Consider the following 13,448-nt stretch of genomic DNA (forward strand, 5'->3'; position numbering starts at 1 on the left):
CGGAGCGTCAAGTATGAATCTTTCATCCCAGAAGAGCGCGATCGCACTCTCCGCGTCCGCGGCCGCGCTGCTCATGCCGGTTTCCGCGTTCGCCGAGGACGGCGCCGCCGGTGCGGACATCCTCATCCCTAAGATGGCGGAGTTCATCCCGGCGCTCATCGCCTTCCTGATCATCTGGATCGTGCTGGCCAAGGTCGCCCTGCCGGGCATCATGAAGACCATGGAGGAGCGCGGCAAGAAGATCGAGGAGAGCCTCGACGAGGCCGAGAAGACCAAGCAGGAGGCTATCGCCAAGCGCGCCGAGTCTGACTCGATCGTCACCGACGCCCGTCGTCAGGCTGCCGATATTGTTCTCGAGGCCCGTAAGGACGCCGAGTCCGAGCGTGCTCGCATTATCGAGGCTGCGCACAAGGAGGCCGAGGAGATCATCGCCAAGGCCCACACGACCGTCGAGGACGAGCGCAAGTCCATTTACGCCGGTGCTGCGAGCTCCATCGCCGACCTGTCCGTCGCCGTCGCCACCAAGATCGTGGGCGAGGCACTCGAGGACGAGACCGAGCAGAAGAAGCTCATCGAGCGCTACATCCAGGAAGCAGGTAGCCTGAATGCCGACTAGCCGCTATCAGGACAAGGTGCTCGAGACCTACGCGCGCTCCCTCATGGAAGCCGCCAAGGCCGAGAACCATGTGTTCGAGGACCTCGAGATGATCGAGCGCCTGGCTTCCGCCAGCCCCGAGATCATCGCCGTGCTCGACACCATGTCCAAGCGCGACCAGCTCGACCTTCTTCCCAAGGTGGCAGCTGCCTTTAAGTATGTTGCCGAGGAAGACGAGGATGTAGTGGGCGTGACCGTCACCACGGCGATCCCGCTCGACGACGAGCTGCGTCAAACCATCACTAAGAAATGCGAGCAGGACTTCGGCCGCAAGGTATTCCTTATCGAGCAGGTCGACCCGTCTATCGTGGGTGGCCTGGTGCTCGAGGCCCGCGGCGAGCGTCGTGACATTTCCGTCAAGACGCAGCTGCGCATCGCGCAGGAGACCCTCGCAAACTCTGCTAATTCGTACGGAGGTGAAGCCTAATGTCCGAAACCCTCAATGCCCAGGATATCGCCAAGAAACTGCAGGAGCAGCTCACGAGCCTCTCCGCGACGGTCGATACGCATGAGGTTTCAACGGTCGACGAGGTAGGCGACGGCATCGCGCGCGTCTCCGGCCTCAAGAGCGCCATGGCAGGCGAGCTTCTGGAGTTCAAGAGCTCCGATACCGGTGAGACCGTCTTCGGCCTTGCCCAGAACCTTGACCGTGACGAGGTCGGCGCCGTTCTGTTCGGTGCCGTCGACTCCATCAAGGAAGGCGACGAGTGCCGCACCACTGGCCGCATTATGGATATCCCCGTGAGCCGTGCCATGCTCGGCCGCGTCGTCAATCCGCTCGGCCAGCCCATCGACGGCCTGGGCGACATCGTCGCCACGCACCGTCGCCCCATCGAGTTCAAGGCTCCCGGCGTCATCGATCGTACCCCGGTGTGCGAGCCGGTTCAGACCGGTCTGCTCGCTATCGACTCCATGGTGCCTATTGGCCGCGGCCAGCGCGAGCTTATCATCGGCGACCGTAAGACCGGTAAGACCGCCATCGCCATCGACGCTATCCTCAACCAGCGCGGCAAGGGCATGGTCTGCATCTATGTCGCCATCGGCCAGAAGGCCTCCACGGTTGCCAACATCCGCGAGACCCTCGCTCAGCACGGTGCGCTCGACTACACCATCATCGTTTCGGCTACCGCTGCCGATTCTGCCCCTATGCAGTACATCGCGCCTATGGCCGGTGCCGCTATCGGCGAGTTCTTCATGTACAACGGCGAGGACGGCAAGCCCGCCAGCGAGACCAACCCCGGCGGCCACGTGCTCGTCATCTACGACGACCTGTCCAAGCAGGCTGTGGCCTACCGTCAGATGTCGCTGACGCTGCATCGTCCGCCCGGACGCGAGGCCTATCCTGGCGACATCTTCTACCTGCACTCTCGTCTGCTCGAGCGTGCCGTCAAGATGTCCAAGAAGAACGGTTACGGCTCCATGACGGCACTGCCGATTATCGAGACCCAGGACGGCGACGTCTCGGCCTACATTCCGACCAACGTCATTTCCATTACCGATGGTCAGATCTACCTGCAGTCCGAGCTCTTCTTCCAGGGTCAGCGCCCGGCAGTCGACGTGGGCATCTCCGTGTCCCGCGTCGGTGGCGATGCGCAGACCAAGGCCATGAAGCAGGTCGCCGGCAACCTCCGTCTGGACCTCGCTTCGTACCAGGAGCTCGCTGGCTTTACGCAGTTCGGCTCCGACCTCGACGAGGCTACTCAGAAGCAGCTGACCCATGGTGCTCGCATGACCGAGCTCCTGAAGCAGCCGCGTTACAAGCCGTTTGAGGTTGGCGAGCAGATCGTTACGCTGTTCGCTGGCAACGAGGGCTTCCTGGATGACTTGGAGATCGCCGACGTGCTGCCCTTCCGTGCCGAGCTCATCGAGTACATGGACAATGGCTTTGGTTCGCTGCTCGACAAGGTTCGCGCCAAGAAGATCGATGATGACACCAAGGCTGAGCTCTTGCGCGTCATCGGCGACTTCAAGCAGCAGTTCATGGCCAAGCACCATTCGGATGTTTCTGGATCAGAGGAGAACTAAGCCCCATGGCCAACCTTCGCGACATTAAGAAGCGAATCTCCTCGGTTACCACGACCAAGCAGATCACGCGCACGATGGAGATGGTCTCTACGGCCAAGATCCGTCGTGCCCTCGATCGCTCCAAGCAGGCCGAGCCCTATAAGGAGGCGCTGACCGACGTCATGTTGACGGTCGCCGGCGACGCCTCCTGTTCGGGCACCGATCCCATGCTGCAGAAGCATGAGAGCGTCAAGCATGGCCTGATTGTCGTTATTGCCTCGGACCGCGGCCTTGCCGGCGGTTTCAATACGACGGTGGAGCGCACGGCCGAAAAGCTCGCCGCTTCTTGGGCGAACGACGGCATCGAGTGCGAGATCATCGCGTGCGGGCGTAAGCCGGCCACGTATTTCCGTGACCGCGCAAACGTTGTCATGCACTTTGAGGGCAACTCCTCTGAGCCCGATTTCAATCAGGCCCGCATGATCTCCTCTCATATCTGCGATGCGTATCGTGCCGGTGAGCTTGACCGTGTCGAGCTTGTCTACCACCACGCCAAGAACCGCGTGGATCAAGAGCTTCGCGTCGAGCATCTGTTGCCGCTCGACCCCGAGATGATCGCTATGGCCCACGGTCCGCGTAAGAACGAGACCGACGCCCCTAAGCGCATCTCGTCCACGTTCGAGTTCGTGCCCTCTCCCGAGCATGTTCTCGGCAAGCTTGTGCCGTCTTATATCCTGACGGTCATCTACCAGGCCCTGATCGATTCGGCGGCTGCCGAGCAGGGTGCACGCCGCAAGGCCATGCACTCCGCGACGGAAAACGCCACCGCGATCATCTCGACCCTTACCCGCACGTATAGTCGCGTGCGCCAGGCTTCGATCACGACCGAGATTAACGAGATCGTCGGCGGAGCCTCAGCATTGGAGGAACAGTAATGGCTAATAACACCGTAAAGCTTGCGGTCGAGGAAGCCACCAAGAAGACGACTGCCGGTGATGGTCGCATCGTGCGAATCATCGGCCCTGTCGTCGACGTCAAGTTTGACGGCGCGGTGCCCCCGATCTACAACGCGCTCACGGTCGAGGCCGAGACCCCGATCGGTCATCTGAGCACGATCCTCGAGGTCGAGAACCAGCTTCCGGGCGGCGTTGTCCGCACGGTCGCCATGTCCTCGACCGACGGCCTGCAGCGCGGCCTCATCGCCACCGATACCGGTGAGCCCATGAAGATGCCCGTTGGCCCCAAGACGCTCGGCCGAATTTGGAACGTTATGGGCAAGCCCGTCGACGGCAAGCCCATGCCCGAGGTGGAGGAGTTCTACCCCATCCACCATGCAGCGCCCCGTTTCGACGAGCTCACCACCAAGACCGAGATCTTCGAGACCGGCATCAAGGCCGTCGACCTGCTCGAGCCCTACATCCGTGGCGGAAAGACGGGCCTGTTCGGCGGCGCCGGCGTCGGCAAGACCGTTCTGATTCAGGAGCTCATCAACAACCTCGCCCAGGAGCACGGCGGCACCTCGGTGTTCACCGGCGTCGGCGAGCGTACCCGCGAGGGCACCGACCTGTTTCTCGAGATGAGCGAGTCTGGCGTTATCGACAAGACCTGCTTGGTCTATGGTCAGATGAACGAGCCGCCCGGAGCGCGTCTGCGCATCGGTCTGGCCGGCCTTACCACCGCTGAGTACTTCCGCGATCGCGGCCAGGACGTTCTGCTGTTCATCGACAACATCTTCCGCTTCTCCCAGGCAGGTTCGGAGGTTTCCGCACTGCTGGGCCGTATGCCGTCCGCCGTTGGTTACCAGCCCACGCTGGCAACCGAGATGGGCGACCTCCAGGAGCGCATTACCTCGACCAAGACGGGCTCCATTACCTCCGTCCAGGCTGTCTACGTCCCCGCAGACGACCTGACCGACCCGGCGCCTGCCACGACGTTTACTCACCTCGATGCCACCACGGTTCTTTCGCGTAGCATTTCGTCGCTCGGCCTGTTCCCGGCTATCGACCCGCTTGCGTCTTCCTCCGACGCCCTCGATCCCTCGATCGTTGGCGAGGAGCACTACCGTGTTGCCGTTAAGGTCCAGGAGCTCCTGCAGGAGTACTCCGACCTTCAGGACATCATCGCCATTCTGGGTATGGACGAGCTGTCCGAGGAGCAGCGCCTTACGGTCAACCGTGCTCGTAAGATTCAGCAGTTCCTCTCGCAGTCCTTCCACGTCGCCGAGAAGTTCACCGGTAACCCCGGTGTCTACGTCCGCGTCGAGGATACCGTCCGCTCTTTCGCCGAGATTGTCGACGGCAAGGCCGATGACCTGCCCGAGCAGGCTTTCCGCTATGCTTCCACGATTGAGGACGTGCGCGAGCGCGCCCGCAAGATGGGGGAGAAGTAGGTTATGCGTATCCGCATCGTGTGCCCCGTGAGCTGCGCCTATGAGGGCGACGCTGCGTTTGTGTCGATTCCGTCCACGGATGGCGAGTTTGGTGTTCTGCCTGCTCACTCCAGCGAGATCTGCACGATCGACCGCGGTTACGTTCGCGTTTCCGATAAGGCCATGGGCACTGTCGACCACACGTTTGCCGTGGCCGGCGGCTATGCCCAGGTTGCGGACGATGTCGTGACCGTTCTCGCCGAGCGCGCTTGCGATTTGGCGACCGTCGATGCCGACAAGCTTAAAGCTGATATTCAAGGTTTTGAAGAGAAGCTGGGTAATTTGTCGGAGGATGATGCACGCCGCGCCTACCTCTATAATGAAATCGCATGGTGTAAGCTCAAGCTTGCCCAATAGTCAAACGATTTAGCGTTCGACCATTTGCGAACACATCATGCCCGGGATGGCCCAGCCACCCCGGGCATGCTTTTTGAAAGGGTAGACCTTGGATATTATCCGCGTTGAGGGTGGCCACGCCATCGGAGGCTCCGTGCCCGTCTCGGGTGCCAAGAACTCCGCGCTCAAACTCATGGCGGCAACGCTTCTGGCGCCGGGCAAGACGACGCTGCAGAACGTGCCCGATATTTCCGATGTTCACGTGATGGGCAAGGTGCTCAAGGGCATGGGCGCTACGATCGATGTTCTCGACGAGCACACGCTCGAGATTGATACCTCTCAGGTCGATTCATGGGAGGCCCCCTACGAGCTCGTTGCCAAGATGCGTGCTTCCACCGCCGTCATGGGACCCCTGCTGGGCCGCTTCCATCGCGCCAAGATTGCCATGCCGGGCGGCTGCAACCTGGGTGCTCGCAAGATCGATATGCACATTCTGGGTCTCGAGGCCCTGGGCGTTGAGTTCGATACCGCCCACGGTTACATCAACGCTAATGCGCCCCAAGGTCTGCGCGGTACCACCGTCACGCTCGAGTTCGCCAGCGTCGGTGCGACCGAGAACCTCATCATGGCCTCTGTGCGCGCACAGGGCACCACGGTTATCGACAATGCCGCCCGCGAGCCCGAGATTGTCGATCTCGCCAACATGCTCAACGAGATGGGCGCCAAGATTGTAGGCGCCGGTACGCCCGTCGTGACTATCGAAGGCGTGGAAGAGCTCCATCCCGTTACCCATTGCGTGGTGGGCGACCGTATCGAGGCCGGCACCTTTATCGTCGCCGGCGCCCTGATGGCCGATGAACGTGGCGTCGATGTTACGGGCTTCTGCCCCATCCATCTGGGCATGGTGCTCAAAAAGATGGAACTTATGGGCATCGAGTGCGAGCGTATCGAGAACGGTGTCCACGTCAATCGAGTCGAGCGCATCAAGCCGGTCGATATCCAGACGCTTCCGTTCCCGGGTTTCCCGACCGACATGCAGGCACAGATCATGGTGCTTTCGGCCCTTGCCGACGGAAGCTCCGTAATTACCGAGAACATCTTCGAGAACCGCTTCATGTTTGCCTCCGAACTCGTGCGTATGGGTGCCGATATTCGTATCGAGAGCCATCACGCCATGATTCACGGCGTCAAGGGCTTCTCGGGCGCACAGGTCACCTCACCCGACCTGCGTGGCGGCGCGGCGCTTGTGGTTGCCGGTCTTATCGCCGACGGTATTACCGAGGTCTCGGCCATCCATCACATCAAACGTGGCTACGAGCAGTTTGTCGAAAAGCTGCAGGCGCTTGGCGCGCATGTCGAGCATGCCACCGTTTCCGATCCCGCCATCTACTAATGCAGGTTGCCTATGTTTAACAAAAAGCCCCTTGCGGATAACACCCGAAGACCTTCGACTGGCGCGCAGGCTAAGATCTACAGCCGCGACAACGTTGCTCGCTATTCCGAGCGCGCCCGCCAGCGCCGTCGCGGACGTACGGTTCGTCGCGTAGCGCTTATCGCCGTGCTCGGCGTGCTGCTGAGCGCCACGACCGCTGCGGGCCTGTGGTTTGCCACCATCATGGGCAAACTCGGCGACTCCAATGTCATTACCGACAATCTGCGCCGGGTTCTGGTCGATACCGACGAGGCAAAAGATCCGTTCTACGTGCTGCTTCTTGGCACCGACGGTCGTCCGGGCGAGGACACGTATCGCGCCGACTCAATTATCTTGGCCCGCATCGATCCTACGCAAAAACAGGCAACGCTTATCTCCATTCCGCGCGATACCAAGGTTGTCTATAACGGCTCGACCATGAAGATTAACGCCTGCCATACGTATGGCGGTGCCGAAGCCATGGTCCAGGCGGTCAACGAGCTGTGCGGCGTTCAGATTTCTCACTATGCCGAGGTCAGCTTTGACGGCATGCAGGCGCTGATTGATTCGGTTGGCGGTATCGACATTAACGCAACCGATGATGTTGACGACCCCGAGCACCTGGATATTAAGATTACCGCTGGCCAGCAGCATATGGACGGTGCCACCGCCCTTACCTATGCCCGCTGCCGCTACACCTATGCCGACGGCGATTACACGCGCATGCGCCACCAGCGTCAGGTGCTTGGCGCCCTTGCCAACCAGATTCTCAATAACTTCGATGCCACGAAGATCTTTGGCCTGGTTAATTCGCTGTCCGATATGCTCGTGACCGATATGAGCGTTCAGGATATCGTCTCTACGGTCAACGCCATGCGCGGTATGGATGTCGACGGTATCTACTCGGCCAACCTGCCTTCGTACGCCGACGACAGCACCATGATTGACGGTGTGAGCTACGTCTTTGTCTACGAGGACGAGCTCAAGGAAATGATGGAGCGCGTCGATGCCGGCAAGGATCCCAAGGGTCCCAACACCATGGGTCTTTCCGACGGCTCCAGCTCTACGATCGGCGACCTCAGCAACAACACGTCTGACGACTACGCAAACGGCACCGCAACCTCATCGGTCAGCTCTGACGATTCCGATGGCTCAAGCGATTCGAGCGATTCGGACTACTACGAACAGCCCACCGGCGACGGCAACGGTTACGAGGCCAACTACTAAGTTACGGCGTTTTACCAAACGCCGTAACGACTCGACGCTGCGCGCCGCCCAAGGCGACAATTTGTCATTCAAAAGGCAGGGCATGACCAGAAGGTCAATGCCCTGCCTTTTTCATGCCAACTTGTTCGCCTTGGACGTCGCTCGCTGACGTTGGCTCAACCTGCGATGTTGACTACTCCCCTTGTATCAAAAACCGCCCCGTTCTCTGTAGAGGACGGGGCGATTCGTCTTTTGGGCTTATGCAGCCAGGCTTATGCGAAACGGGCTACGAGCTCCTGCAGGACGTCGGTCATCTTGACGAGCGAACTGGCCGGGACGAACTCGTTGACGCCGTGGTAGCAATAGCCGCCGGTGGAAAGGTTGGGGCAGGGCAGACCGCGGAACGACAGCTGCGCGCCGTCGGTGCCGCCGCGAATCGGCAGCACTTGGGGCTCAACGCCGCAGGCAAGGTAGGCTTCCTTGGCAACATCAATAAGCTCGGGATAGTCACGAACGATCTCGGCCATATTTCGATACTGCTGCTTAATCTCGACCGTCACGCGCTCCTCACCCAGACGCTGGTTGAGCATCGAGGCGGCGGCATCAATAAGGTCGAGTTTCTGCTGGAACTTGGCGGCGTCATGGTCGCGGACGATATAGCGCGCTGTGGCGTGATCGACGGTTGCAGATACACCTTCAAGGTGATAAAAGCCCTCGTAGCCTTCCGTATACTCCGGGCGCTGTACGTAGGGGAGCAACGCGTTGAAGTCGCAGAACAGATTGCCTGCGTTGACCATACGGCCTTTGGCGTCGCCCGGGTGGATGGACTGGCCCTCAAAGCGGACGGTCGCCTCGGCAGCGTTAAAGCACTCCCACTCCAGCTCGCCGATGGGGCCACCGTCGACCGTGTAGGCGTACTTGCAGCCAAAGGTATCGATATCCAACAGCTCGGCTCCGTGGCCGATCTCCTCGTCAGGGCAGAAGCAAATGCCGAGTGCGGGATGGGGCAGAGAAGGGTCCTGAGCGATACGCGCGACAAGCGACATGATCTCGGCGACGCCTGCCTTGTCATCCGCGCCCAGCAGCGTGGTGCCATCGCTGCAGACCAGGTCCTCACCCGCGAGGTCGTTCAGGGCGGGAAGCTTGGCGGTACTCATGGCAACGGGCTTACCGTCAACCGTGCCGCAGACCAGGTCGCCGCCTTCGTAGTGCACGATGTGCGGCTTCACGCCGGCGCCCGGTGCAACTTCGGTGGTGTCGAGATGGGCGATCAGGCCCAGGGCGGGCTTGTCCTCAGCGCCCACACTTGCGGGGATATGCGCGCAGACATAGGCGTGCTCGGTCACGTGGGCATCTTCCGCACCAAGCTCGCGCAGCTCTTCAGCCAGCACGTTGGCAAGGTCAAACTGAACGGCGCTCGAGGGTACCTGGTCGCAGTTTGCATCCTCGGACTGCGTGTTGATCTGGACGTAGCGCAAAAAGCGCTCGAGGACATCGGGGTTCGTGGTGGTGTTTTCCATAAAGACCGCTCCAATCTTGGTCGTCGTGTGCAACAAGAACTCTAGCACGGTATGCCACGGCATACCGCGACGCTTGGATGGGGTAGAATCAGCCATTGAATGCAGAAGGGACGGAAGATCATGGATACGACAAATAGCTCGCGCGAACTACATCTGACGGTGGCGAACGAAGACTACTTGGAGTGCATGGTTCGCATTGAAAGCGAAGAGGGGGAAACCAACGGCGTGCGATCGGTCGACATCGCGCAGCGCCTTGGCGTCTCCAAGGCATCGGTCAATAAAGCGGTTTCGGCGCTCAAGGCATCCGAGCTTGTCGAGCAATCGCACTATGGCAAGGTAATCCTGACCGATCGCGGCCGCGAGGTTGGCACGGCTATCTGGTACCGTCATCGCCTCATCCGCACGTTTTTGGTTCAGGAGCTCGGTGTCGAATTTGAGCGAGCCGATTCCGAGGCCTGCATGATGGAGCATGCGCTATCCGAGGACACGATGAGCCGCTGGCTCGCCTATCTCGAAAAGCAGGGAATCAGCGTCGAGGAATAGCGGGATATATATGGATACGAGTTATTACAACCGCTTTGGTGCCGAGGAACTTACGCGCCGCTTGTCGAGCGAGACCTTGTTGGCGCAGGGCCCCATGGGCAGTGTTCTGTTGAGTGAGTACGACGCCGCCGATATTCCACCGGCGTTTTGGAATCTGGCGGAGCCGCAGACCGTTTCTCGTATCCATCGCTTGTATGTCGCCGCCGGTGCGCAGGTGCTCATTACCAATACCTTTCAGGCATCAAGCTATGCCCTCAAGCACGACCAGATTGCGCCGTCCGTGGCGGAGGTCAATCGCGGGGCCGTCGACGATGCCCGCCAGGCGCACCCTCAGCTGCTGCTGGGCTCGATGGGTCCGATCGGTATTGAGTGGTTTGCCGAGGACTCTGCCGAGTTTCGTGAGATCCGAGGCATTGCGCGCGAACAGGCGCACGCCTTGCTCAATGCTGGTGTTGATGGTCTGCTGATCGAGACGGTGACGTCTATCCGTAATTTGCAGCCCATGCTTGCCGGCGCTCGAGATGCCGCTGACGGCATGCCTGTCCTGGTGAGTTTTGTCGTTGATGACAAAGGCGACCTGTTGGGCGATGGCCTCAACATCGAGGCAGCCGTTTTGTACGCCGAAAAACACGGCGCAAACTCGGTTGGTGTTAATTGCTGTTCGCTTGCGGCCGCGAACGCGGCGGTGCCTAGGATGGTTGCATCGGCGACTACTCCTGTCACGGTGCGTCCCAACGTGGGCGATCCGGTCCAGACTCAGGATGGCCCCGTATGGCACGAGAACCCCGAAGCTTTCGCCCGCGCATGCATCGAATGGAGACATGCCGGTGCCGCAATGGTGGGCAGTTGCTGTGGAACCACGGCAATCACTACGGCAGCGATGGCCGAGGCGCTCGATATATAAAGGGCAAAGCCGCTCCATACGGGGCGGTTTTTTTATTAAAGGCTTTAGCCTGTGCGGGGCGCGCAGCGCGCCGCATCAGAAACCACCCGCTATGCGGGTGGGGGCAACCGGCTTTACAAAGCCGCCCCCTCGCCGGACACTTGCGATTGTTCATGCCGCAAGGAATCCGAGTCGAGAGGGCGGTGGTGGCGTATGGCCCAGAAGGCCTACAGCCTGTCGCACACGAAGTGGATGTGCAAGTACCACGTCGTGTTCACGCCGAAGTATAGGCGCAAAGTCATCTACAACCAAATAAGGTCCGACCTTGGGGAGATCTTCAGGAAGCTCTGCCAGTACAAGGGGATAGAGATCATCGAGGGGCACCTGATGCCCGACCAAGTCCACATGCTGCTGGCGATACCGCCGAAGTACAGCGTGTCCAGCGTGATGGGCTACCTGAAGGGGAAGAGCTCGCTGATGGTATTCGACAGGCACGCGAAAATGAAGTACAAGTTCGGCAACAGGAAGTTCTGGGCCGAGGGCTACTACGTTTCCACCGTCGGCCTGAACGAGGCGACGATCGCGAAGTACATCCGGGAGCAGGAGAAGGCCGACATCGCGCTCGACCGGCTGAGCGTCAAGGAGCACGAGGACCCCTTCGATAGGGGGCCGGGGCGCAAATAGCGCCGGTTTGACCGGCCCGTCACGGGTCAACCTGCAGTGCGGCCCGAACCCCGTGAGGGCCGGCGCCTTTAGACGCGTGCCGGAAACCCAAGGGTTATACCCTAAGAGCAAACCACCCCTTTTAGGGGTGGTTTTGATTGCTTGCATGTCCTCGGCAGCATTTGCCCAAATGGTGAATGCTGGTGCCGGCAGGTTGCCGAGTGCGTGTTGCGGGTATACCTCACGCGTACCATGATCCAAACACTGTGAGGTGTCTGCGCGTGTGCGCGATAATTCATTTTGGAACTGACGGTTGGCGCGCTCGCGTCGATGAGGACTTCACTGCCGATAACGTTGCCCGTATCGCCGATGCCGTCGGCGAGTTGTGGCAAAAGACCAATCCGGGCAAAACGGTATATATAGGGTTCGACACCCGGCCCCTGGCGAGCGAGTTTGCTGAGCTTGCGGCGGGCGTGCTAGCAGCGCACGGGCTAGACGCCGTGCTCGCTTCGCGACCTGTCCCGACCCCTGCCCTTACGTGGGCGGCGGCTTATGACGGTGAGGCGTGCGGCGCGCTCATGGTGACGGGGTCCCATCATCCGCAGGGTTATCTGTGCCTCAAGATTCGCATGGGTGACGGCTCGACCGCCAACCAGGATGTCATCGAAGAGCTCGAAGAGACCATGGCTCCCGAGCCAATGGGGATCGAGGGGCAATATCGCACCGCGGATATCATTCCTGACTATATGCAGGCGGTGGCATCGTTTGTCGATGCCGAAGCCATCCGCGCCGCGCACCTGCGCGTGGTTGTCGATCCGATGGGCGGCGCAGCCCAGGGCTATCTGGCCGACTTGCTACGCGAGCTTGGCGTTGAGGTGCACGAGATTCACGCCGGGCAGGCGTCTGACCAAGAAGATATCTGCCCCGACCCCGTTGAGCCTTGGGTGGACGCTTGCGAGCGCACGGTTATCGATGACGGAGCTTGCGCTGGTCTGGTGACCGACGGCGACGCCGACCGTATCGGTGCGGTTGACGAGCGCGGCAGATATATACATCCGCATCAGATCATGGCGCTCGTTTTGGGCGACTTGGTTCAATTTCGTAATTTGGAGGGGCGCGTCGTCGTCAATCTTTCATGCTCGACGCTCGTGCGTCGCATTGCCGAGGCGCTTGGCTGCCGCGTGACCGTCAAACCGGTCGGTTTCAAATATATAGCGGCAGAGATGAAGAAGGGCGGCGTCCTCATAGGCGGCGAAGAAGCCGGTGGTATCGGCATCGCCGCGCATATGCCCGAGCGCGATGGAATCCTCGCCTGTCTAATTCTGTGTGAGCTTATGGCAAAGACGGACGCGCCTTTGGGCGTTCTGGTCGACCAACTCGAGGACAGTTTTGGTAAGACGAGTTACGGTCGACGGGATTTGCGCCTTGAGGCCGAAGATGCCGAAACGTTACGAACCCTGCTGCCGGGCGTAAACCCCAAGTCGATTTGTGGCAAGGTGCCGCAAAACGTTAGTCATATGGATGGCTTGCGTTTGGCATTCGAGGATGACACGTGGCTGCTGGTCCGTCCTAGCGGGACCGAACCAGTGGTGCGCGTCTACGCCGAGGGGTTCTCGGTGGAAGAACGTGATGAGTTGCTCGATGCTGGCTGTGCTTTAGCTAGGGGGACGTATCCGCTTTAACCATGAGACTGCCTTATATAAAGAGATGCTCGGCGAGCGGTAGGTAACGGCTGGCAAACGTTAGTCGGATTCCAAGATGTGTAGGAAATGTGTACGCCCAGATTCCCGCCCACGGGG

Annotated in this window: 13 protein-coding genes; 12 read left to right on the forward strand and 1 reads right to left on the reverse strand. The window is 60.3% G+C overall.

Annotated features, from left to right (window positions below):
- The first annotated feature begins 13 nt into the window (after positions 1–13).
- The 8 genes from atpF (at position 14) to DWY51_RS08670 (ending at position 8,061) form a co-directional block, all read left to right on the forward strand.
- Positions 14–616, forward strand: a complete 603-nt coding sequence (gene atpF / locus DWY51_RS08635; protein WP_117716380.1) for a F0F1 ATP synthase subunit B — start codon at positions 14–16, stop codon at positions 614–616.
- On the forward strand, positions 606–1,082 hold the full coding sequence (locus tag DWY51_RS08640) for a FoF1 ATP synthase subunit delta (protein WP_117770553.1): 477 nt from the start codon (positions 606–608) through the stop codon (positions 1,080–1,082). Before atpF ends, DWY51_RS08640 begins: the two co-directional genes overlap by 11 nt.
- Complete coding sequence (gene atpA / locus DWY51_RS08645; protein ID WP_035138794.1) at positions 1,082–2,680, forward strand: F0F1 ATP synthase subunit alpha; 1,599 nt, start codon at positions 1,082–1,084, stop codon at positions 2,678–2,680. The genes DWY51_RS08640 and atpA overlap by 1 nt, the downstream gene beginning before the upstream one ends.
- Before the next feature lie 5 nt (positions 2,681–2,685).
- Positions 2,686–3,594: an ATP synthase F1 subunit gamma gene (atpG, locus tag DWY51_RS08650; RefSeq protein WP_006235716.1), complete on the forward strand. Its 909-nt coding sequence runs from the start codon at positions 2,686–2,688 to the stop codon at positions 3,592–3,594.
- Entirely contained in the window at positions 3,594–5,048 is a 1,455-nt protein-coding gene (gene atpD / locus DWY51_RS08655) for a F0F1 ATP synthase subunit beta (RefSeq protein ID WP_117770554.1), read from the forward strand. Before atpG ends, atpD begins: the two co-directional genes overlap by 1 nt.
- Positions 5,049–5,051: 3 nt before the next feature.
- Entirely contained in the window at positions 5,052–5,444 is a 393-nt protein-coding gene (gene atpC, locus DWY51_RS08660) for an ATP synthase F1 subunit epsilon (RefSeq protein WP_006235718.1), read from the forward strand.
- 88 nt (positions 5,445–5,532) lie between these two features.
- Positions 5,533–6,816, forward strand: a complete 1,284-nt coding sequence (gene murA, locus DWY51_RS08665) for a UDP-N-acetylglucosamine 1-carboxyvinyltransferase (protein ID WP_117770555.1) — start codon at positions 5,533–5,535, stop codon at positions 6,814–6,816.
- Between the two features lie 12 nt (positions 6,817–6,828).
- Entirely contained in the window at positions 6,829–8,061 is a 1,233-nt protein-coding gene (locus DWY51_RS08670) for an LCP family protein (protein ID WP_117770556.1), read from the forward strand.
- Between the two features lie 251 nt (positions 8,062–8,312).
- Here the strand turns inward: DWY51_RS08670 and pepT are convergent, their stop codons facing one another.
- The gene (gene pepT / locus DWY51_RS08675; RefSeq protein WP_117770557.1) at positions 8,313–9,560 is read right to left on the reverse strand and encodes a peptidase T; all 1,248 of its coding nucleotides are present in this window, start codon (positions 9,558–9,560) and stop codon (positions 8,313–8,315) included.
- Between the two features lie 120 nt (positions 9,561–9,680).
- On the opposite strand from pepT, the gene DWY51_RS08680 reads away from it, so the two are divergent.
- The 4 genes from DWY51_RS08680 to DWY51_RS08695 all read left to right on the forward strand — a co-directional run bounded on the left by DWY51_RS08680 (position 9,681) and on the right by DWY51_RS08695 (position 13,331).
- Positions 9,681–10,103 (forward strand): metal-dependent transcriptional regulator, encoded by a 423-nt coding sequence (locus DWY51_RS08680; protein WP_040359600.1) that lies wholly within the window; start codon positions 9,681–9,683, stop codon positions 10,101–10,103.
- A 10-nt stretch (positions 10,104–10,113) separates the two neighbouring features.
- On the forward strand, positions 10,114–11,007 hold the full coding sequence (locus DWY51_RS08685) for a homocysteine S-methyltransferase family protein (RefSeq protein ID WP_055252635.1): 894 nt from the start codon (positions 10,114–10,116) through the stop codon (positions 11,005–11,007).
- A gap of 192 nt (positions 11,008–11,199) precedes the next feature.
- The gene (gene tnpA / locus DWY51_RS08690) at positions 11,200–11,670 is read left to right on the forward strand and encodes an IS200/IS605 family transposase (RefSeq protein ID WP_117770558.1); all 471 of its coding nucleotides are present in this window, start codon (positions 11,200–11,202) and stop codon (positions 11,668–11,670) included.
- A gap of 260 nt (positions 11,671–11,930) precedes the next feature.
- Positions 11,931–13,331, forward strand: a complete 1,401-nt coding sequence (locus tag DWY51_RS08695) for a phosphoglucomutase/phosphomannomutase family protein (RefSeq protein WP_117770559.1) — start codon at positions 11,931–11,933, stop codon at positions 13,329–13,331.
- Positions 13,332–13,448: the final 117 nt, after the last annotated feature.

The sequence above is a fragment of the Collinsella sp. AF25-2LB genome, from assembly GCF_003458415.1.
GTDB lineage: Bacteria > Actinomycetota > Coriobacteriia > Coriobacteriales > Coriobacteriaceae > Collinsella.